We start from the raw sequence: 23,839 nt of genomic DNA on the forward strand, positions 1-23,839 counted from the left end.
AAGATCAATAAATTACTAGAAAATAACTAGTTATTTGAATTTTTTATTAGTCTGGTAAAAAAAATATATTTCAAGAACATATATTTCAAATAAATAAGAATGTAAAAAATGCAAGTGAAGAATTTTAAAAAGAAACTTAAATCTTTTATCTTTAAATCTATTAATTAACAAAAAGATCTACGATTCTCCTTCCATCTCAAGATATTTTTTGCTTTTATAGCCACGAAAATCTACTCTTGCAATTTCATTATAATATTTAGTTTTATCATCGTTATCTGAAGAATAGATAAGGTGTTGTTGTAAAATTAATTCTTTTTCTTGTTGGGTATATAAATTAGTATTTTCTAGAAAGCGTCTAAAAAACCGAAATTCATGGTCTATTTCTTTTAAATATTTATTCAACGCATCCCGATATAAAATTAATTCTTCCATAGATGATTCCATCACATTTTTATCTAAATCGATTTGCCTTGGCGATCTAGAAACAAAGAACGCTGGATCCTTGCCATCACGAAGAAAAATATCTTGTTCAAGTTTGACCAATTTTTGTTTGAAATAATATTTTAAAATTTCGTATTTACCTCCATAAATATCATCATATAAATTTGAATGGCCAAATCAGTAATAAATTTTTTGGCCATCAACATACAATAAAATAAAATTTTTCAATGCAATTGGCAAAATTCATGCATCGCCGCCCCCATAGGCGGAGTTGTAATATGGTTGAAATCAAAAAACTGGCTTTTTTGAGTCAAATTGGGAAATTATTTCATCAAAAATACCATATTCTTGTCCGCCAAGGTAAAAAATTTCGAAATTTTCAAGTTTTAATTTTGCTCAGCTTGGCAAAATAAAAAAATCAGGTTCAGTAGGATAATAAAAATCTCAATCTTCAACTCAATATTTAGGACCAAATAAAATTTGCAACAAATAGATTAATTCGATTTTATTTGTCCAATTATTCGCATGATCATAATAAGTTTGGCCGACTTTACCAAAAAGTTCGATGCAATACTTTCGATATTCTGAACCAAATTTATCAAATCAACTAAGAATAAATTTATCGCGATTTTCAATGTTTAAATTAAGCTTTTTAATCCCGTATTTTTCAAATTTTTTAAGTAAATTTTCATAAGTTTCAAAAGTAAATACATTTTGAATTGGTTCAATTTGGGTATCTTCGTCAAAATTATAATTCTCTTTTAATAACAAATTGTAGGTATTTTCTGCATTTTGTCCTAAATATGCTTTATTTATATCTACAAACTTTGCGCTATATTCATATTTATTTGATAAAAAATCAAAGATTTTTTCATGGTAATTTACTAAATTTTTTGGTTTTGCATAAGGAACACTTTCCTGAATTTCCTTAATAATTAAAGCTTCAATTTCTCTTAATTCGGTTTTTGATTTAAATATTTTTGAAAAGATAACCGGATAAGAGATTGAAAATTCGCATTTTTCAATGTCATCAAAGTTTTCAAAGACAACAACAACCTCTTCAAAACCTTTACCATCGTATAAATAATATGAAGAATAAAGTTCAGAGATAAGATCAAGATTTTCTTTTCCATTTTTAACACAATATTCATTGTTTGATCAACCGCCAATTAAACACCTAATATCATTATAAAAATGAAATTTATTGAGTTTTTTGGAAAAAAACGCACTTTTTGGGATATCTTCTAGTTTTAAATTATAAACATAATCTTCTTGTTTATAATTTAAACTAATAATTCTTTCAATATGATTAGGATTGAAGCCGTAGTGAAGGTAATTGGCTAGAAAAATTGGAAATGCAAAATCATCATCATCATATTTGCAATCAAGCGATAATTTAACATCATTCACAATCATGTTTCGAATCGAACAACGACTTTTAATATTAATTTCTATATATTTTAGTTTAATTAATTGTTTTTTTGTCTTGGTTACTAAATCTAATTGCTTCTCCATATAAAAAATGCACCTTTTCCATATTTAACATTTTTTCTCTTGGTATAAATTCCTTCTTTGCGAATTTTCCCTTTATCATTCTTGCTCTCCTTACATGATAACTGGGAAAATATATTTTTATGTATGATTGGCCGTTGTTGGTTAGATTTTCTTTAATGTCAAACTCGGAACATTTTGCAACCAAACATAAATTCACTATCAAAATTGCTATTTTTAAATAGACAAAAATGAAAAACAAGTTATGAATTTTAAAAATAAACTTAAATCTTTTATCATTAAATTTATTAATTAACAAAAAGATCTACGATTCACCTTCTATCTCAAGAAATTTTTTACTTTTATTACCGCGAAAATCTACTCTTGCAAGTTCTTCATAATATTCAGTTCTATCATCATTATCTCAAGTAAAAGGACCGTGTACTTCTGAAATTAATTCTTTTTCTTGTTGACTATATAAATTAGTATTTTCTAGAAAGCGTCAAAAAAACTCAAATTCATGGTCTGTTTCTTTTAGATATTTATTCAACGCATCCCGATATAAAATTAATTCTTCCATAGATGATTCGATCACATTTTTATCTAAATCAATTTGCCTTGGCGATCTAGAAACGAAGAAGGCCGGATCGATGCCATCACGAAGAAAAATATCTTGTTCAAGTTTGACTAATTTTTGTTTAAAATAATATTTTAAAATTTCGTATTTACCTTGATAAATATTATTATATAAATTTGAATGGCCAAATCAGTAATAAATTTTTTGGCCATCAACATACAATAAAATGAAATTTTTTAATGCAATTGGCAAAATTCATGATTCACCCGCTCCATAGGCGGAGTAGTAATATGGTTTAAATCAAAAAACTGGGTTTTTTGAGTCAAATTGGGAAATTATTTCATCAAAAAGTCCATATTCTTGCCCGCCAAAGTAAAAAATTTCGAAATTTTCAAGTTTTAATTTTGCCCAACTTGGTAGAATGAAATAATCAGGTTCATTAAGGGAAAAATATAGATCTTCAAATTCATATTTAGGACCAAATAAAATTTGCAACAAATAGATTAATTCGATTTTATTTGTCCAATTATTCACATTATCATAATAATTTTTGCCGTCTTTACCAAAAAGTTTGATGCAATACTTTCGATATTCTGGACCAAATTTATCAAATCAACTAAGAATAAATTTATCCCGGTTTTCAATATTTAAGTTAAGTTTTTTAATCCCGTATTTTTCAAATTTTTTAAGCAAATTTTCATAAGTTTCAAAAGTAAATACATTTTGAATTGGTTGAATTTGGGTTTTTTCACTAAAATTATAATTCTCTTTTAATAACAAATTGTAGATATTTTCTACATTTTGTCCTAAATATGCTTTATTTATGTCTACAAACTCTGAATTATATTCATATCTACTTGATAAAAAATCAAAGATTTTTTCATGGTAATTTGTTAAATTTTTTGGCTTTGCATAAGGAACACTTTCCTGAATTTCCTTAATAATTAAAGCTTCAATTTCTCTTAATCTGCTTTTTGATTTAAATATTTTTGAAAAGACAGCCGGATAAGAGATTGAAAATTCGCATTTTTCAATATCATCAAAGTTTTCAAAGACAACAACAATCTTTTTAAAAGCTTTACCATCGTATAAACCATACGTAGGATAAAGTTTAGAGATAGAATCAACATTTTCTTTTCCGTTTTTTTCACAATATTCATCGTCGTCTAAGTCGCCAATTAAACACCTAATATCGTTATAAAAATGGAAATATTTGAGTTTTTTGGAAAAAAATACACTTTTTAGGATATCTTCTAGTCTTAAATTATAAACATAATCTTCTTGTTTATAATTTAAGCTAATAATTCTTTCAATTGGATTAGGATTAAAGTCATTATAAAGGTAATTGTATAAAAAATCTGGAAATAGATAATCCTTGTAATGACAATCAGACCTTGAATCAAGATCATTCCTAGTCATATTGCCAATTGAACAACGACTTTTAATATTAAGTTCTATATATTTTAGTTTAATTAACTGTTTTTTTGCCTTAGATACTAAATTTGCTTGGGTTTCCATATAAAAAATGCACCTTTTCAACATTTAACATTTTTTCTCTTGGTATAAATTCCTTCTTTATGCCCTTTTGCTTTTTCCCTATCATTCTTACTCTCCTTACATGATAACTGGGAAAAAATATTTTTACGTATGATTGTTCATTTTCCCTATCATATAGTTTAATATCAAACTCATTTTTAGGGTCAGTTCAATTAATAGCATCACTAGCTAGACCTTTTCCAACAACAAAACGATCATTAGTAAAACCGATATCTTTATTTAAATTATAGTCTGGGTTTCTTGGACCTTTATTTCCTACTATCAAATTTGCTGTATATTTTGTTTTTATAGCCAAATTTTTCATAACTGATTGATTATATGAATAAAAATCAATAGGTGAATTTAGTTTCTTATCCATATTTTCACGGTCTTTTTTATCCATTTTATCTTTTAGTGAACTAGGTAACAAGTTTTTAATAATAATTTTGGTTAATTCTGATTGGGCTAGCAAACTTCCAACCGCTAAAAGTCAGGCTGCAGGTTCTGGAATTGCCTGCTTACTAATAACAAAATGAGGTTCTAACTTTTCATTGTGAAAATTAAAAAATCAGGCAAGATGGATTCCAGTGTATTGTCTCAATTTTTCCTTATCTTTTGCTTTTACAATAGAAAGTTCTAAAGCCTTTGTATTTGCTATTGTTTTAATGCTAGGCTCACCTTTTGCTTTTGGTAATTTATCTAAGTCAACCACAATTGAGCTTTCAGTTCTTTCAGTAATAGGGTTATTATTAGCTGGCTCAGAAACAGGGTTATTATTAGCTGGCGCAGGAACAAGGTTATAACCAACTGACGGATAAACAGGACTATAACCAACTGACGGATAGTAACTTGTTCCACCCCCATATCATGCACCTACACCAGCAACATTTGGAAAAGTTCCCATAGTTACCGCAGCAGGTGCAGAAACTGCTACTGCGACAAGGGTAGCGGCAATAGCTTTTGTAATAAATGGAATAAAAGGCAAAAAGAATTGAAAGAAGGTTTTTTCAACTCGAGTTTGATTTTTAAGCTCTCTAAAGTCAAAAACATAACCTTCTAATTTTAGTTTTGGTATACCTTCTTCAAAATAGAGTTCAGCTTTTTTGTTAACCAATTCAAGTGAAGCGCTATTTAAAATTATCTCACCTTCTTGATTAATTTGAATTTCAATATCATCTAGATTGGGAGAGTCTGAATTAGTACTTGTTTTGTTTAGACGTGTTTGGGAATTTTTAATATTTGCATTAATAACAAGCGAATTTTGTTGGTTTTTGGTCGAAACTATTTGGACTAAATCATCAAAATTTACCGGTTTTTTTGAATTTGATAAATCAATATCACGAGTTTCAAGTTTAAAATCTGAATAGCTTTTTGTATTTTGAAAATGTCATAGCGGTCCAAAAACACTTAGTGTAAGTGAAGTGACAGCGAAAATATTGGTGATAAACTTAAAAAACTTTAACTTTTTCTTCATGTTTTTTCCTTTTTTAAATGTAAGTTTTTAACATTAAAATTCTAACATATACTAAAAACTTTTTAGGAAAAATACCTAAAAAATTATATTCTAAAAGAATAAGTTATTGTGTTAATCAATTGCTAAAAATAAATTACACTAGAATTCAGGCATATTTTCCTGAGTTTCCCAGTTTGATGGTAAAAATTCACTTTTTATTGAATACAAATATGCAAAAATAGGCGTAAATCCGTGTTTTTTACACTAAAATCTTAATTTTTATTAGTTTAAAATTAGTCTTTTGCAAAAAAAAAAAAAAAATGCTTGGTCTAAAATAAAATTATGTTATAATAAGTCTCACTAAGAATAAATTAATAAATTTTGATATTGAATTAAGGGGGAATTAGTTATGTTTTTTGTCTAAAAAAATCAGAAAATGCGAGTTATCCATTATGTTTTTAAATATGATGGAATGCCTTAAATTTAACCGTTTAGAAATCTATATAAATTTAGGGCTTTTAATTATTGTTCTTTCAAAACTTCATATATTTTTTTAGGCTCAATGTAAATAAAAACGAGCTTTCTACTTACATTGAGTTTAAATAGTAGTTGTCTTTTTTTATGGTTTTTGCCAGTGTTTTAAGCTAAAAAAGGTAGTTTAAAAATTCATAATTTTGCTTTTTTACTTGAAACACTAGCAAAAATTAAGACATAGGGTTGAATTTAACACTTCAAAGCAGCATTTTTGCAAATAAAAATAAATTCAACTGACAAAATTGCTTTTTTAAATAGATAAAAATGAAAAACAAGTTATGAATTTTAAAAATAAACTTAAATCTTTTGTCTTTAAATTTATTAATTAACAAAAAGATCTACGATTCTCCTTCTATCTCAATAAATTTTTTGCTTTTATAACCGCGAAAATCTACTCTTGCAATTTCATTATAATATTTAGTTTTATCATCGCTATCTCAAGAAATGGGACCGTGTGTTTCTAAAATTAATTCTTTTTCTTGTTGGCTATATAAATTAGTATTTTCTAGAAAGTCTGTAAAATACCCAAATTCATGGTCTATTTCTTTTAGATATTTATTCAACGCATCCCGATATAAAATTAATTCTTCCATAGATGATTCGATCACATTTTTATCTAAATCAATTTGCATTGGTGATCTAGAAACAAAGAAGGCCGGATCCATGCTATCACGCAGAAAAATATCTTGTTCAAGTTTGACTAATTTTTGTTTAAAATAATATTTTAAAATTTCGTATTTACCTTGATAAATATCATCATATAAATTTGAATGTCCAAATCAGTAGTAAATTTTTTCACCATCAACATACAATAAAATGAAATTTTTTAATGCAATTGGCATAATCCATGCATCACCACCCCCATAGGCGGAGTAGTAATATGGTTGAAATCAAAAAACTGGCTTTTTTGAGTCAAATTGGGAAATTATTTCATCAAAAAGACCATATTCTTGTCCACCAAAGTAAAAAATTTCGAAATTTTCAAGTTTTAATTTTGCTCAGCTTGGCAAAATAAAAAAATCAGGTTCAGTAGGATAATCAAAATCTCAATCTTCAACTCAATATTTAGGACCAAATAAAATTTGCAACAAATAGATTAATTCGATTTTATTTGTCCAATTATTCGCATGATCATAATAGGTTTGGCCGACTTTACCAAAAAGTTTGATGCAATACTTTCGATATTCTGGACCAAATTTATCAAATCAACTAAGAATAAATTTATCACGATTTTCAATGTTTAAATTAAGCTTTTTAATCCCGTATTTATCAAATTTTTTAAGCAAATTTTCATAAGTTTCAAACGTAAATACATTTTGAATTGGTTCGATTTGGGTTTTTTCGCCAAAATTATAATTCTCTTTTAATAACAAATTGTAGATATTTTCTACATTTTGTCCTAAATATGCTTTATTTATATCTACAAACTTTGCGCCATATTCATATCTATTTGATAAAAAATCAAAGATTTTTTCATGGTAATTTGATAAATTTTTTGGTTTTGCATAAGGAACACTTTCCTGAATTTCCTTAATAATTAAAGCTTCAATTTCTCTTAATTCGGTTTTTGATTTAAATATTTTTCAAAAAATAGCCGGATAAGAGATTGAAAATTCGCATTTTCCAATATCATCAAAGTTTTCAAAGACAACAACAACCTCTTCAAAACCTTTACCATCGTATGAATCACATGAAGAATAAAGTTCAGAGATAAGACGAAGATTTTCTTTTCCATTTTTTTCACAATATTCAATGTTTGCTCAACCGCCAATTAAACACCTAATATCATTATAAAAATGAAAATTATTGAGTTTTTTGGAAAAAAACGCACTTTTTGGGATATCTTCTAGTTTTAAATTATAAACATAATCTTCTTGTTTATAATTTAAGCTAATAATTCTTTCAATATGATTAGGATTGAAGCCGTAGTGAAGGTAATTGGCTAAAAAAATTGGAAATGCAAAATCATCATCATCATCATATTTACAATCAAGCGATAAATTAACATCGTCCTCAATCATGTTTCGAATCGAACAACGACTTTTAATATTAAGTTCTATATATTTTAGTTTAATTAACTGTTTTTTTGCCTTAGATACTAAATTTACTTGGTTTTTCATAAGAAACACTCACCTTTTGGATATTTAACATTTTTTTATTATTAATATTGTAATTTATAAAAAAGAAGATTTTTCAACACAAATTTGGTTTGGAAGTTCTCTAAAATCAACAACACACCCCACATTTTTGCAAATAATCATAAATTTAACTATCAAAATTCCTACTTTTAAATAAATAAGAATGAAAAACAAGTTAAGAATTTTAAAAATAAACTTAAATCTTTTATCATTAAATTTATTAATTAACAAAAAGATCTACGATTCTCCCTTCATTTCAAGATATTTTTTGCTTTTATACCCACGAAAATCTATTTTTTCTATTTCGTCATAGTAACAATTTTTACTACCATAATCTCAAGAAAAATCAAAGTGTCGTTCTAAAATTAATGCTTTTTCCTGCTCGTTATAAAAACTTGAATTTTTTACAAATTTTCGAAAAGATAGGTAATCATCAAGCGTTTCTTGTTCATATTTTTTCACTGCATCACGAAATAAAATTAGTTCTTCGATTGAAGACCCCATTACATTTTTAGTTAGATAATCGTGATTTGTTGTAAAATAAATAAAGAACGGTGGATCTTGATTATCGCGCAGAAAAATATCTTGTTCAAGTTTGACTAATTTTTGTTTAAAATAATATTTTAAAATTTCGTATTTACCTTGATAAATATCATCATATAAATTTGAATGTCCAAATCAGTAGTAAATTTTTTGGCCGTCAACATACAATAAAATAAAATTTTTTAAGGAAATTGGCGAAATTCAACCAACACTTGTTCTATAAGCTGATCGATAATATGGTTTAAATCAAAAAACTGGTTTTTTTGAGTCAAATTGTTCAATTATTTCATCAAAAAGTCCATATTCTTCCCCACCAAAGTAAAAAATTTGGAAATTTTCCAGTTTTAGTTTAGCTCAACTTGGTAAAATGAAAAAATCAGGTTCACTATGAAAATACTCAGTATTTACATCATATCTAGGTCCAAATAAAATTTGTAATAAATAGATAAATTCAATTTTATTTGTCCATCTATTCAAATTATCATAATAATATTCACCTTCTTCACCAAAAAGTTTACTACAATACTTTCGATATTCCGGTCCAAATTTATCAAACCAACTAAGAATAAATTTATCACGATTTTCAATGTTTAAATCGAGTTTTTTAATCCCATATTTTTCAAATTTTTTAAGCAAATTCTCATAAGTTTCAAAAGTAAATACATTTTGAATTGGTTCGATTTGGGTTTTTTCACTAAAATTATAATTCTCTTTTAATAACAAATTGTAGATATTTTCTACATTTTGTCCTAAATATGCTTTATTTATATCTAGAAATTCTGAGTTATATTCATATCTATTTGATAAAAAATCAAAGATTTTTTCATCATAATTTGCTAAATTTTTTGGCTTTGCATAAGGAACGCTTTCGTGAATTTCTTTGATAATTAAATTTTCAATTTCTTTTAGTTTTAAATTAGTATACTAGTTTCAGACCATTCGAAAAAAGGTGTGTCAAAATGAAACAATACAAATTCACAATTGAAGACAAATTTAAATACATTAAAATTGCCGAATCTAAAGGGTTAAAAAACGCAATTTTGCATTTTGCTGAAGAATTTAGAGAAATTTACAAAAGCAAATCGAAAAGTAAATATGCACGTAAAGAATGAATGTTGCATATATATGCCAATAATTTGATAAGAAATTGGCAAAAAAAGTTTTATAATAATGATATGAAAAGTTTGATAAGTACTCGTGGAAAAATCAAATCTCCGCGTAAACCAAAAAAGAAATATACAATTAACGATCTTTCTGAAAATGATCGTGGAATTTATCAAGAAATAGTGGAGAGTGTTCTTAGAAAATCCGGGATTGACCCCGCAATTATTCTTGAGGAACTCAAAAAACGAAAGCAAGAACAACAACAAGATAAAAAGAAAATCGAAAATTCCACTAGAATTTGTAGTGTTTTTAAGGTTAATCGCACTTCGATTTATGAGAAAATAAGGGAGAAAAAACCACCAAAGAAAATGACTTATGATGAAAAATTACTTGAGTGAATTCGTGAAAATTTCTATTTGTATCGAAAGGTAAAAGGCCGCGACGTCCTATATAATATTTACATAAGTCAGGGAAATTATGTATCCACGTACGTTTTTCAAAAGCACTACGAATTTTTAGGATTAAAATCAATTGCTTATAAAAAGCAAGGAAAACCAGCGCCAAAAGAGAAAAAGTTTACACGAATTTGGGCTGAAGATCATATCAAAGGTGACTTTTCCTCAGAAAATTTTGGTGAAAAATGGTTTGCTGATATTAAATTTATCAAAATTAACAACGAATGATTTTACCTACACTCAATTATTGAAATAAAATCCAATTACTTGCTCAATTTTTCAATTTCTAAAACAAGATTTGCAGAAGAAACTATAAACTTAGTAAAAGAAACAATCAAAAAGTATAAAATTAAACCAAAATTTTTCCATTCAGATCATGGCGTGGAATATGCGAACTACAAATTTGCTAATTTTTTAAAGCAAAATGGTATCCAACAATCAATGTCACCAAAAGGAAATGCCCTTGCAAACCGTCCTATTGAATATTTTTATGCGGTTTTTCAACGAGAATTGCTTAATATTGAGGGCGAAAATTTTGAAAATGTGGCTATTGCTTATCAAAAAATAAGTGAATTTATTGATTGGTATAACAATGAAAGGCCTCAAGGTTGCTTATCATATAAAACTCCAAGTTATTATATGAGGTAAATTATTTGTCAAATTTTTTAAAATGAACATGCTAAAAAAAATCAACAAAAGTGGTGCAATCAAAATCATAGAAAAAAAACTAATTGTCGGAACTTTTTCTACTTATTTAAATTTCTTTTAGTTTATTTTTTGATTTAAAAATTGCCCGAAAAAGGGTAGGATACGAAATTGAAAATTCACATTTTTTCTTATCACCAAAATTTTCAAAGGCAATAACAACCATTCTTCGACCTTTAGTGTCATACAAACCTTCAGAAAAATAGCCTTGCTTTGTAGAATCATTTTCCTCTCCTCCAGCAAATGGCCAAGGCATACTATCTTCTCATTCATCGATTATGGGTTTGATTTGGTTGTAGAAATGAAAACTTATGAGTTCTTTAGAAAAAAAAGTAGTTTTTAGTATATCTTCTAACTTTAAATTATAAACATAATCATTTTGTTTATAATTTATGCCAATAACTGTTTCGATTGGGTTATTACTAATAGAACAACTATCTGTAAGGTAAACTCATAAAAAATTTGGTATTCCTCGGTACTTCTCGTGGCAATTATCAGGCCCAAAATCTTCGTGACTGAACATATTATCAGTTGAACAAAAAGATTTAATATTAATTTCTAAATATTTTAGTTTTTCTAACTGTTTTTTTGCCTTAAATGCTAAAAAATTTACTTGGTTTTTCATAAGAAACACTCACCTTTTCAATGGTTAACATTTTTTATTATTAATATAGTAATTTATAAAAAAGAAGATTTTTCAACACAAATTTGGTTTTGAAGTTCTTAAATTTAGCAACATAGCCTTCAAATTTTAGTTTTAGTACACCCTTTCAGAATGTAGTTCACTTTCTTTGTTAAGAAATTCAAGTAAAGATGTATTTAAAATTAGAAAGGCATCTTGATTAATTTGTGTTTTAATTTCATCTAAATTAGGGGTTAAATTAGTGCTTGTTCTGTTTATATGTGTTTGGGCTTTTCTAATACACACAGTAACAACAAGCTAATTTTGTTGGTTTTTGGCTAAAAAATTTGCACTAAATTATCAAAATTAGTGATTTTTTGACTTTAATAAATCTAAATATCTTTTTCTATTTTGAAAATGCCGAAGCGACACAAAAACACTTAGGTTTAATCAAGAAAAAGTGACAATATTACTAATAAACTTAAAAAACTTTAACTTATTCTTCATGTTTTTCCTTTTTTTATATACGATATTAATTCTTTATTTTTATAATTATACTATATATTAAAAATTTTTTAGGAAAAAATACCTAAAAATTTGTTTTTTAAAAGAATAAGTTATTATGTTAATCAATCGCTAAAAATAAACTGCACTAAAATTCAGGTATATTTTTCTGAGTTCCCCAGTTTGATGGCAAAAATTCATTTTTATTTAGTGAATACAAATATGCAAAAATAGCCGTAAATTCGCGTTTTTTCGCCCTAAAATCTTAATTTTTATTATTTTAAAATCAACCTTTTGCAAAAAAAAAAAAAAAATGTTTGTTCTAAAATAAAATTATGTTATAATAACCATCACTAAGAATAATTAATAAATTTGATATTGAATTAAGGGGGAATTAGTTATGTTTTTTGCATGATAAAATCAGAAAATGCGAATTATCCATTATATTTTTAAATATGATGGAATGCCTTAAATTTAATCGTTTAGAAATCTATATAAATTTAGGGCTTTTAGTTATTGTTCTTTCAAAACTTCATATATTTTTTTAGGCTCAATTTAAATAAAAACGAGTTTTCTTTTTACATTGAGTTTAAATAGTAGTTGTATTTTTTTATGATTTTTGTTGTTTTATCCATAAATTGATTTTTGCCAGTGTTTTTGTCTTGATAGTTATTTTTGCTGAGTTTGTCAAAAAAGTTAAAAAAGTGCCCAAAACTAAACCAGGACACTTTTTTAATATTATCTCATCAAACTTGGAAACTCAGGAGGCACATTTTTGCAAGCAAACATAAATTTAACTAACAAAATTACTATTTTTAAATAAATAAAAATGAAAAACAGGTTAAATAAATTTCTTTAGACATTTGATTTTTAGTCAGATTTTTCAATTTTAGCTGAGTCAAAATTATCAAACAAATCAAATTTATCAACTTTAGAGATTAAGAAGTAATTAATATAAGGGAAAGAAACAAATATCAATATTTGTGTAATAAAAATTAGAAAACTACCGATATTTGTAAGCATTAAACCATTAGTAGCAAAAACTCCAGCACCAGAAGAAGAATTAGCTTGCGTTGCAACGGCATAAATTTGTGAATAAATAAAGGCAACAATGGCAATTAGAATTAAACCTGAAGAAATTATTGCCGAAATTCAATATAATTTTGGGTTAATTTTACGCTCAATTGAATTAGGATACTTTATTTTTTTGCGTGAATAGGCGACAATAATTGCCATATATAGACCAAAGAAAATTAGTGAAGGGAAATTGGACATCGAATCAACAATAACATCACTACCATACCCAGTTCCTAATCCATCCTTTTTTGGAAGTTTAATTGCTAGCGAAGGGATATAAATAACAAGTGCCCAAAACAATAATGTAATAAAAAGATAAAAAATTGTAGCTTTTTCGTTAGAATATTTCTTTTTTAAACTATAAGCTCCAACAATTGCATTTAATTTTACAAGATCTCTAACTTGATTTACAAATGCTGCATTTAAAGAATTAGTTACCCCGTATGTTGAAATCAAAAGGAAAAATGCCACAAAAATATTAATACCACGGGCTGCATCAGCTGGGAAAACGTCCCTAATTAGATCTGAAATTGTTCCTTTATTATGCAGTGCTGATGATAAACCAATAAGAGTATAAACAGTAACAATCAAAATCATTCCCGCTATAATAATCAAAGGGACTCTTTTACTTGCTTTTTGAACCTTATTGTGAATTGAACCAACTGAAAGAAATGAATCATAAGCAAATAAAACCGCTGGAAGTGCAAGAATTAATTTTGAAAAATCAAAACTATTTTTTTCAGTTACTTCAAAAGCACTAGAACCGCCGGCATTATGAGTTGTCGGGAAGAAAATTCCAGCAAAGACGGCAACAATTAATGGGACAAATTTTAAAACTGTTGAAACAAGGGCAATATATCCGGAAAATTTAACAGAAACATAATTTGTTATTACAAACAAAATAGTAAAAAAAGTACCTAATAATATGTGTGCTCAAAACGGAAATGAGAAAGTCGAATCACTAGCTGTCTCAATAAACCAAATTGTAATTTCAGACGAATAGATTCCTAAAATTAGGCTTAGCATTCCTAAATAATAAAATCCATAACTAAATAAGACAAAATAACCACTTTTTTTGCCGCCAATTTGGTAGGACCAGTTTGCTAGCCCATTTAGTTTGGTTTGTTTTAAAAAGCTAATTTCAGAAAAACTAATTGCAGCAAAAAGCGAAATTATTCCTCCAATAATTCAAGCAAAAAGTCAAGCATAGCCATTGTTATTAGTGGTTGCTGCGATGCTATTATTTTTGAAAAAAATTCCGATTCCAACAACTGAGCCAACAAGCATTGATAAGGCTGCAAAAAAACCAAGTTTTCGGGCGCTTTGAATTTTCATGTGATTTCCTTTTTTAATTAAATTATAAGTTGATAAAATTTTGAATATTTTAAAATTATATTGTATAATTTACAAAATCCAAGTAATTTTTTGAATTTTAAATCTAAAAATTGCTGATTTATAACTAATAGAGAGATATATTATGAAAAACTTATCAAAATATCTGTTTTATTTAGGTTTTTTAAGTCCTTTTGTAGTTATAAGTTGCACTTCGCAAATTGAGTTAGTAAGAACTAATCCGCCCAAAGTTAAAACTAATCCGCCCAAAGTTGAAACTGATCCATCAAAAGTTGAAACTGATCCATCAAAAGTTGAAACTAATCCGCCCAAAGTTGAAACTGATCCATCAAAAGTTGAAAAAAATTTGCCAGAAGTTGAAACTAAACTGCCAGAAATTGAAATTAATCCGCCCAAAGTTGAAACTAATGAAGATGACCAAAAACAACCAGAAAAAATCGATTCATTAAAACCAGATTCTAAAGAAACAAAAGACACAACTGAAAAAACAACAGAAAAAATACAAACTGACACGGCAATTAAACCTGAAATCAAAGATGATTTTGAATCACTTGAACAAACTCAACCTATTTTTGATTTTGTTCAAGTAAATAATAAATCGGTACGAAATTTCCGCACAGATTTATTATCAGATCTTGAAAGAAATGATTTTAAAGCCCAAAACAATCTAGTTTCAAATTATAGTCGCTATTTTCTTAGAAATTGGGAAAATGTTGTTAAAAAAGAAAACCAAAACACCTTTCTTGGGCAGCAAAATGATAATTTAAAAGTTTATTTACTTGATAGAATGAACCCAAATTTAGTTGGTGATATTAATGCTAAACAAAATCATTTTGCTTATTTTAACCGCCCCGCTTTAGGAAATTATTATAATTTACCTTGATTTGGGTTTAATTCTGATAGTCTTGATCAAAAAAGATTTTCCAATATTTTCACAAGAAACATTCGCTTTGCGACCGGAACAGGTATTTTTTTAAACGCAAATTCCGAAAAAGCTGCTTTTTTAACTAATGCTCACGTTATTCACCCAGGAAATACCAAAATTCCTTTTTGAAAACTAATGAATAAAAAAGTTGGTCACAACCAACTAAATGGAAGACTAATCAAGTTTTTACAATATTATGATGATTTTAAGATAAAAGAACTAGATAATCGCATTTTATTTCGCCTTTTTGAACAGGAAGAGAAATTAAAAAATGGAGTACCTAGCTTGCCATTTAGTCCACAAAGTAATCCAAAAATTGATGAATATATGGAAAATTTGTATCAAAATTATTTTGAACTGGCTGAATGAGACAATTACGACTTTGACATTGCGGTTTTTTATTTTAATTATTCAAAATTTATAAATGATGTTGATAAACTTATAAAATATTTTAGCGAACACCAACAAGATTTTATAAATTCAACTTATTCGCTTCAAAACGGTAAATTCCAAAATTTTGTCGACAGTTTTGCTGAATTTAAAAAATATTGACAAAAAATTTCAAAATTCCCGCCGTTGAAAATTTCAGACCGGATTTGAGATGATGGCGATTTTGACTATACAACAAAAATAGGGATGTTTTGGGCAAATAATTTATTTTCAAAAAATGTTTTTAAAGGGGTAAATTTTCGCCGAGATAATGGTGACCCACGTTTAATTGCCGCTAATTTTTTTGCAACAAATGGACCTGGAGCATCAGGAAGCGGAATTTTTAACGCAGATGGAAGTCTTGCTTTTATTAATCGTTCAATTTTAACTGTAAATGGCAATGTCAATTCACTTTTTTATGATCAATTCGGGCTTACTTCCCACTTGACTTCCGGAATCGCTCTAAGAGCAAGAAATTATAATTTAGTCGAAAGAATTTTGAAACTTTATGTAAAATAAAATTCCCTTTTTTTGAGATTTTAGTCAAACCTGAGTTTGCCAGCTTGATGGCAAAAATTCACTTTTTAGCGAATATAAATATGCAAAAATAACGGTAAATCCGTGTTTTTGCCCTAAAATCTTAATTTTTATTAGTTCAAAATTAACCTTTTACAAAAAAAAAAAAAAAATGCTTGGTTTGAGAAAAAATTAAGGTATAATTACTCTCACTTAAGAATAAATTAATAAATTTTATATTGAATTAAGGGGGGGGATTAGTTATGTTTTTTGCGTAATAAAATGAGATAGTGCGAATTTTCCATTATATTTTTAAATATGATGGTATGCCTTAAATTTGACCGTTTAGAAATCTATAAATTTAGGGCTTTTAATTATTGTTCTTTCAAAACTTCATATATTTTTTAGGCTCAATGTAAATAAAAATGAGTTTTCTATTTACATTGAGTTTAAATAGTAGTTGTATTTTTTTATGATTTTTGTTATTTTATCGATAAATTGATTTTTGCCAGTGTTTTAAACTAAAAAAGCAGTGTTTAAAAATTTCATAATTTTACTTTTTAAGTTAAAATTTTAGCTTTTTTTAGTTTGCCTTATTTGATTAGTAAGTACATTTTCTTTTATGGTTGTTAGTTTAAAATTCAGTGTTTTTGCCTTGATAGTTATTTCTCCTGAGTTTGCCAAAAAAGTTAAAAAAGCACCCAAAACTAAACCAGGACACTTTTTTAAAATAGTCTTATCAAACTGGGAAACTCGGGAAAAATTATAATTTAGTTGAAAGAATTTTGAAACTTTATGTAAAATAAAATTCCCCTTTTTTGAGATTTAATTCAAAAAAGGGGAAATAGTTATAATTATTCTTCTTTTTTATAAAACGGAATAATGTGAATGTGCGTGTGAAAAATTGTTTGTTTTGCATCTTTTTCGTTATTAACTTGAAGTCTAAAACCGGTTGCGCCAAGCTGCTTAATTTGGTCTAATGCTAATTTTCTTGCAATTTTTACTAAATAAGTAAGATCTTCATCAGAAATGTGAAATAAATTTCGTGAATATTTTTTAGGTACAACTAAAAAATGGCCAGGTGAAACCGGAAACTTGTCAAGAAAAGCGATAACTTGATCATCTTCAAAAATAATTTTTGCTGGTGATTTTTTTGCAATAATATCTAAAAATAATGTTGTATTTTCCATTTTTTCCCCTAAAGTTTTCTAACAATTAACTAATTTTTACAATTGGATCCTTAGTTTCGATTTTATACCCAATTGATTCAAAAAAGTTTTTAGCATCACGGAAAATTCCCCCTTGATCAGCAAGATATAATGAATAAGCTAGTTTTGTTTTTTCTTGTTGGGTATTTCAAGGTGTATTTTCAAGCGAAAAGTAGACTTGTTTTGTGTTATTTTCTTGAACAATTTTATCATATAGAGGAGCTAATTTATTATAATATTTGACGGATATTTTTGACAAGTCAGAGCTAACCGCCGGAATTCCAGTATCAATTTTTGGTAAATCTTGACCTTCAGCATTTATTTGAGGATTATAAAAAGTTCTATTCTCATCCCAACTAACATCAACATTGTAATAAAATTTTGATGAATTTATACTAATTTCGACAATAACACCAACAGCAAATTTATTAGCATCATTATCTTTTGTCGGAATTACGTTTTTAATTTTATATGATATTCCTGAAATCTGGGTAGGAATTTTGATCTCAAAGTCAGAAATTTGAACTTGATCTTTAGTTTTTTTGCGGTCAAAATTTGGACTTAGCTCAACAGGAAACATTTTTGCTTGGTTAATTAAGTTAAAATTCTGGAAATCTTTAGCTGACCAAAGAAGATTTGAAGTTGGATCTAAAAAACCAGATTTAGTTTGGCCTTGAGTTCTAAGATCATTAAATTGGAAAGATAAATCACCTAAAGAAGCATTTTGACGGTACAGAATTCCAGCATATCCAAGCAATAATGTTGTATCAATGTCGTCATTTTTTCCGAGTTTTTCAAATTCTTGCTCTTTGCGAGTTAATCTAGAATTAATATTTTCGCTACGTAAAAGTGTGTTAAAAGTATTAGTATCTTTAATTTTTAGTTGCGAAAAAGTACTTATACTATTTGGGTCGTTTGATTCAAATTGCCAAACTTGAACCGGATTTTTTGTTAACATTAAGTGAATTAGAAAAAAATCTGGTGAATTTGGATCAATATTTTGAAAAATTTGCCGTGATGTAAAGGATGTTCTCGCTGAAATACCATCTTTATAAATTTGCGAATCCTTAATTAAATTTGGTTGATCAAGTTGAGTTAAATAAGCCTTAACTAGCAACATTTTATTTATTTCACGCGCAATTCCGGTTGAAAAATTATTGTATAAAACAATAAAAGCTTGATCATTAAAAGTCTTATTATAACCAACCTGAGGTGATAAAAGTGCAAAATCACTGGCTGAAATTGCATTAGTACTTTGTAATTGGGCAATGAATTTTAAACTATAAGTTGGATCCAAACTAATTTGGTAGTTTTGGTAAAAATCAAAAGCAGCTTTTGCTTCTGCAAAAAATTGCGAATTTGTATTTCTAAATTCGCTAGCAAGTGAATTTGAACCGGTTTTGAAAATATTTTGAGCTAAAATATTTTCAACATAGGCATTTTCAACAAAATCCTTAACATCATTTGAACTTATTCTTCGGTCTTCTTCAATCCTTTCGGACGAATCAACATTAACAGCACAAGAAACTAAAGCACTAAAAGATGTGCCTACAACTAAGAAAAACGGTAATTTTTTTAAAAATTTGTTTTTTTTGGGGTGATTTTTCACAAATTTTCCTTTCAACTAGCGACTAAATCGAAAAAGACTTTCAAGTTTGTCAATTATCGCCTGACGCAACTCTTTTGATGGATCGGCTTTCAATTCCCAACGTTCTTTTTGATTATTATACCAAAAATCTGCGCTTAAATCATTTAAAGTTGCATTAGAAATATAATCTTGTAACTTTTGGTTAATATTTAAAACTTGAGAAAGAACGTAAAAATTCAAAAAATTTTCAGACGATTGTAAAACTGAATTTAAAAAGTCGGTTTTTTCTTGCTCAACTGTCGTTTTTTTTGACTCTAAAAGTTGTTTTTGATAATTTGCATCACGAACTAAAAGTGACTGAATAAAATTATTATTCGAAATATCGGCAAAAAGCTGACTCATGTTTATTGTTGAATTTTGTTTTGAGTCAACTTGATTATTAGCGTTTAATTGCAATTGGTGAGAAATTATTTTGTTAAATTCCTCAAGGCTACTAATTTTATTTAAACTCAAAACTTTCATCCCTTTAGAATCAAGCACTAATTTCAAATTATCACCTAAATTATAAACTAAATGAGTACGATAATCATTTTCATCTACACCAAAAGTTTCTAAAAAAGCTTTCCCTGCCTGAGTAAGTTCATTATCAGAAAGTCCTTGAATATATGAATGAAGCCGTTGATTTAAACTTCTAATTTCACTAATTGGCTTAGAATTTAACTCAGATGGATCAACAAGCAAACTTGGGGCATTTTTAAAAAGTAAATCTTTAAGTTTTTCCATTAAAGTTTTGCTAAATAGTTTTTGTTTTGGCACGCTTGAGCTTGCATTTTCTAAAAAAGCAAAAATATAGCCAGCTTCATTATTTATTAAAGTTTGACTAAGTGAGGCAATCGGAAGTTGACCTAAAATTTCAGCACTTCTTTTATTATTTTCATAATCTAAAGTAGAAAGTAGAATTTTGTCTTGATTATTTTGGGTTGGATCAGTAGAATTTCCACCTTTAAAATTTTCAATTAGTTCCAAATTATTGCTAACTTGCTCAGCAAGTGATGATTCAGAACTTGTTTTTAAAACTTTATAAGTTAAAAGTTCTTGGAGAGTTTTTTTATCAACACTTCAAGGAGATTTTGCATCTCTTGGATTTGGTTTTGCATTAATTGAAATTTGAGAAATTTCAAAAAAGTTGAAATTTCCGGCCAAAGGCGCTTTTGGATCAAAATAAATTTCGTTAATTATTTTAGTCGGATTTACATATTCCTTAATAAAAGAGTTAGTAATAAAAGCGGAAATTTTAGGATCATTTGACACTGAAGTCGGGTTTGGACTAACAATATTTGGACCAAAGCCGTTTTTGCCGATCTCAATTAAGCCAGCAAATAATTTTTCGCCTTTTTTATAAACTACTTGTCCTTTTTCGTCCTTAATATCATCTTTCAAAATTCGATCTTCAATATCACTTTTAGTAAAATTTTTATTAATTCCCAATTTAAAACGGGCAAAAGCGACATCTTGTGCTGCATTAATTGAAAGAGCCTCAACTGCTTGGTCAATATTAACAGCATTATTAAAACGTGGATCTGAATTTAAATACTTATTGAATTCAGTCTCTCAATTATTAAAGCCAAAAGTGGTTTGGTATCTACTACGCTCATCGTTAAGAAAATTTCGTTGGGATTGACGTATTTCATTAAAGGATTGTAATGTAAACCGGCGGGAATTTCCTTGAGTTTTGTCAGTGTTTGTGTTATCCCAGGCTGCTTGAAAGACTTTGGATGCTTCATATTCTTGATTATATAAAAATTCAATTAAATATTTTTGAGCTTCGCGAAGATCATCGCGCTGTTTTGAATTGTCAGATTTAAAAACACTCAATAATTCTTCAACTTTGATATTTTTGTCTGAAATAGGGGACTTAAGAATTACTATATCGGATTTAGGATCGCGGATTTCTAGATGATTTGTACCACCACTTGAATAAGACAAAGGAATTCCAACCCCAAGGCCAATTACAGTTAAAAAGCCGGCAGTCAAAGTAATTGGAATTCAAATTTTTTTGGCTTTAGCTGGCGCTTTTTCTTGTGGTTTTTTTCTTGAATCTGAATTCAAATTGGCAATCTTTTGAAATATATTTTGCTTTTTCATAAATAAATCCTTAATTTGTACTAAAACTCAAAATTATATTATAATTTAGTAATATTAAAAAACATTTTTTCAACTAGAAAAAACACTTATTAAAATATTATATAATTTTAGCATTTTTTATATAATTTTGCTGAAAATATTGCAAATTTGGTTTAAATATGTTCTATAAAATTGCTTTTATCGATCTTGATGGTACCCTTTTAGACATTGGAAAGGGGAAAAACGCCCAAATTTCAGATACAAATTTGCATTCAGTAAGAAAATTGGCAAAAGAATGTAAAATTGTAATTTCAACAGGAAGAAAATTTTCCACTGATATTGTTAATATTGGCAAAAAAATTTCTGCAAATTTTTATGTTTGTCAAAATGGCGCCGAAATTTATGACCAGAATCTAAATTTAATCTTTGAATCCCCCATTAATCAAAAAATTGTAGAACAAATTCTCTCTTTTGCGAAAAAATGAAATATATCAATTTCATTTGATTCAAAAATTGTTTTTTCTCCTTCAAAAAGCTTTTTGTATCTTTTTTCAAAGCTTTTTTCAAATCTTCAAGTAAAAAACATTAACAAAGTTGATTTACCAAAAAGTGTCAAAAAAATTTTGCTTTTTTCACCTAATATTTTTAAAATAAGTAAATTTAGAAAATTTCTTGAGGAATTTTTTTCTGAAAAAATCCAAATTTATACTATTGAAAAGGGATTTGTTATTGAAATTACCGATTTTAATGCCTCAAAAGGTCAAGCCGCCGTTTTTATCTCAAAAGTTGCTAATATCTCACTAAATTATTCATTTCATATTGGCGATTCTGAAAATGACATTTCAACAAAAAATATTGTCCAAACGTTAATTTTGATGAAAAATTCGCCCAGAAAACTAAAAAAACATGCTCATATTATCGGCTATAAAAGAAAATTCGGGGTAGCAAAAGCGCTTGAAAATTTCATTTTCAACCCAAAATCTATCGCAATAGTTGGGTTTTACGCAAGTGGGAAAACAACTTTTTTAAAAGCAGTTGAAAAATTTGGATATTCTGTTTTGTATACAGATGAATTTTATTTTAATTGTTTTTCAGAAAATAACCCATGTTTTGAAATAGTTAAAAAGTTTAAACCTGATTTTATTCATAATAATGTCCTAGATAAAAATAAACTTCGCGATTTTATGGTTGAAAGCCAACAAAATCGTGATTTTATTGAACAGAAAATCTATCCAATTTTAGAAGAGCATTTAAGAAACAATTATTACCATTTTGTCGAAATACCTAATTTATGGACGAAAAATGCCGATTTTCAGGCGTTTTTTTGAAAAACAGTCTGAATTAGCACATCAAGGAAACAATTACTTTTAAACATTAAAGCCAAAAAGGTCAAAAAAGAAGTTTGACAAAAAAACCAGGCATTAAATGGCAATAAAATAAAATTTTATAATGTCAAAATCTCAAATTCAAAGTGAAAAAGACCATCATTTTTCCCAAAATTTTTCACAAAAATTTTTAAATAGGGCTACAATTTCACTTTGCTATGCATTCCTACTATGTAATTTCAAATTCTGATTTTGATCAAAATGATTTAAATAATTTGTTATATTTTTATTTTCCCGTTGTTAAATTTCAAGGTTATCTTTTGTTCCAATATTTTTTAACTATCAAAAACACAAACGAGCCGATTAACTTTGATTTTTTGGACAAAATTTACAGTATTAGCCTTGATAATTTTAATAAAACTCGTGAAATTTTGGAATGTTTAAATTTAATTCAAACCTTTTATGATTCCCAAAAAGAAAAATATTTAATTGAAATAAAAAAACCTTTAAATTCTGAGCAAATTGACAAAAATCCTTATTTAAAACCACTAATCACTGAAAAAATTACTGATAAAAGATACTTAAGTTTGATATCAAAATTTAAAAATAATTTTGAAAAATTTGAGTTTAGACAAATTGAGACTGATAAATTCCATAATCTTTCAAAAAAATTTTATGAAATTTTTGGACAGAACAACCAAAACATTTCAACTATTTTTAATTGTGTTAAAAATATCGACAAAAATGAAGCAAAAAAAGAGTTAAACTTTGAAAAATACCACTTATTTTTAACTGGAAATTCAATGAGACCGCGACTTCGGAATGCATTATTGAAATATGTCGAAGAAAGAAGTTTTTCTAATTGAGCGATTAATAATGTTATTGAATATTGTTTTAAAGTTGGCAATCAAGTAAAATTTAATTATATTAAAAAGATTCTTGATAATTTGTGAGATGATCAAATTATTAGTGGTTCAGATGTTGAAATTGAACTTGAAGAGATTTTTAGAACAAAAATAAATAATAAAAATAAATTTGAAAGTGCAAAAACTAAAAAAATAATTGAACTTGAATCAAGTGCTAAAAAAATCTCTAAAACAAAAAGTCCTAAAAAATCAAAAGTTGAAACGCCTGAAATGATAAATACAATTTCCTGATTTATTGATGAAAATGAAATTAATTAAAAATTAA

14 protein-coding genes and 1 pseudogene are annotated in these 23,839 nt (G+C 27.2%); 4 read left to right on the forward strand and 11 right to left on the reverse strand.

Features of this window, described 5'->3' with window-relative positions; translation table 4 throughout:
• Positions 1–177 precede the first annotated feature (177 nt).
• From KW512_RS00120 to KW512_RS00145, 6 genes and pseudogenes are all read right to left on the reverse strand, one after another.
• Entirely contained in the window at positions 178–1,956 is a 1,779-nt protein-coding gene (locus tag KW512_RS00120; protein ID WP_258841502.1) for a hypothetical protein, read from the reverse strand.
• Positions 1,907–2,251, reverse strand: coding sequence for a hypothetical protein (locus KW512_RS00125; RefSeq protein ID WP_258841503.1), 345 nt, complete (start codon positions 2,249–2,251; stop codon positions 1,907–1,909). Before KW512_RS00125 ends, KW512_RS00120 begins: the two co-directional genes overlap by 50 nt.
• 6 nt (positions 2,252–2,257) lie before the next feature.
• Positions 2,258–4,027, reverse strand: coding sequence for a hypothetical protein (locus tag KW512_RS00130; RefSeq protein ID WP_258841504.1), 1,770 nt, complete (start codon positions 4,025–4,027; stop codon positions 2,258–2,260).
• The gene (locus KW512_RS00135) at positions 3,999–5,519 is read right to left on the reverse strand and encodes a hypothetical protein (RefSeq protein ID WP_258841505.1); all 1,521 of its coding nucleotides are present in this window, start codon (positions 5,517–5,519) and stop codon (positions 3,999–4,001) included. Before KW512_RS00135 ends, KW512_RS00130 begins: the two co-directional genes overlap by 29 nt.
• An 851-nt stretch (positions 5,520–6,370) precedes the next feature.
• On the reverse strand, positions 6,371–8,152 hold the full coding sequence (locus tag KW512_RS00140) for a hypothetical protein (protein WP_258841506.1): 1,782 nt from the start codon (positions 8,150–8,152) through the stop codon (positions 6,371–6,373).
• A gap of 255 nt (positions 8,153–8,407) precedes the next feature.
• Positions 8,408–9,625: pseudogene (locus tag KW512_RS00145) on the reverse strand (hypothetical protein); the annotation flags it as partial.
• 47 nt (positions 9,626–9,672) lie between these two features.
• On the opposite strand from KW512_RS00145, the gene KW512_RS00150 reads away from it, so the two are divergent.
• On the forward strand, positions 9,673–10,920 hold the full coding sequence (locus KW512_RS00150) for an IS3 family transposase (RefSeq protein ID WP_258841507.1): 1,248 nt from the start codon (positions 9,673–9,675) through the stop codon (positions 10,918–10,920).
• A gap of 106 nt (positions 10,921–11,026) precedes the next feature.
• Here the strand turns inward: KW512_RS00150 and KW512_RS00155 are convergent, their stop codons facing one another.
• Together KW512_RS00155 and KW512_RS00160 are read right to left on the reverse strand one after the other, a co-directional pair.
• Entirely contained in the window at positions 11,027–11,602 is a 576-nt protein-coding gene (locus KW512_RS00155) for a hypothetical protein (RefSeq protein ID WP_258841508.1), read from the reverse strand.
• A 1,371-nt stretch (positions 11,603–12,973) separates the two neighbouring features.
• The gene (locus KW512_RS00160; RefSeq protein ID WP_258841510.1) at positions 12,974–14,515 is read right to left on the reverse strand and encodes an APC family permease; all 1,542 of its coding nucleotides are present in this window, start codon (positions 14,513–14,515) and stop codon (positions 12,974–12,976) included.
• Positions 14,516–14,657: 142 nt separating this feature from the next.
• Between KW512_RS00160 and KW512_RS00165 the strand changes: the two genes are divergently transcribed.
• The gene (locus tag KW512_RS00165; protein ID WP_258841511.1) at positions 14,658–16,406 is read left to right on the forward strand and encodes an Mhp366/Mhp367 family surface (lipo)protein; all 1,749 of its coding nucleotides are present in this window, start codon (positions 14,658–14,660) and stop codon (positions 16,404–16,406) included.
• A gap of 851 nt (positions 16,407–17,257) precedes the next feature.
• Here the strand turns inward: KW512_RS00165 and hinT are convergent.
• From hinT to KW512_RS00180, 3 genes are read right to left on the reverse strand one after another with little or no spacing between them, the layout of a single operon-like run.
• On the reverse strand, positions 17,258–17,593 hold the full coding sequence (hinT, locus tag KW512_RS00170; RefSeq protein ID WP_258841512.1) for a histidine triad protein HinT: 336 nt from the start codon (positions 17,591–17,593) through the stop codon (positions 17,258–17,260).
• A gap of 25 nt (positions 17,594–17,618) precedes the next feature.
• Positions 17,619–19,220 (reverse strand): HinT-interacting membrane complex lipoprotein P60, encoded by a 1,602-nt coding sequence (locus KW512_RS00175; RefSeq protein WP_258841513.1) that lies wholly within the window; start codon positions 19,218–19,220, stop codon positions 17,619–17,621.
• Positions 19,221–19,235: 15 nt separating this feature from the next.
• Positions 19,236–21,344, reverse strand: a complete 2,109-nt coding sequence (locus KW512_RS00180) for a HinT-interacting membrane complex protein P80 (RefSeq protein ID WP_258841514.1) — start codon at positions 21,342–21,344, stop codon at positions 19,236–19,238.
• A gap of 158 nt (positions 21,345–21,502) precedes the next feature.
• Here KW512_RS00180 and KW512_RS00185 point away from each other — a divergent pair, with 158 nt between their 5' ends.
• Positions 21,503–22,846, forward strand: coding sequence for an HAD-IIB family hydrolase (locus tag KW512_RS00185; protein WP_258841515.1), 1,344 nt, complete (start codon positions 21,503–21,505; stop codon positions 22,844–22,846).
• A 20-nt stretch (positions 22,847–22,866) separates the two neighbouring features.
• On the forward strand, positions 22,867–23,832 hold the full coding sequence (locus tag KW512_RS00190) for a DnaD domain protein (protein WP_258841516.1): 966 nt from the start codon (positions 22,867–22,869) through the stop codon (positions 23,830–23,832).
• The last annotated feature ends 7 nt before the right edge of the window (positions 23,833–23,839 follow it).

This window comes from Mesomycoplasma ovipneumoniae, assembly GCF_024758565.1.
GTDB lineage: Bacteria > Bacillota_I > Bacilli_A > Mycoplasmatales > Metamycoplasmataceae > Mesomycoplasma > Mesomycoplasma ovipneumoniae_B.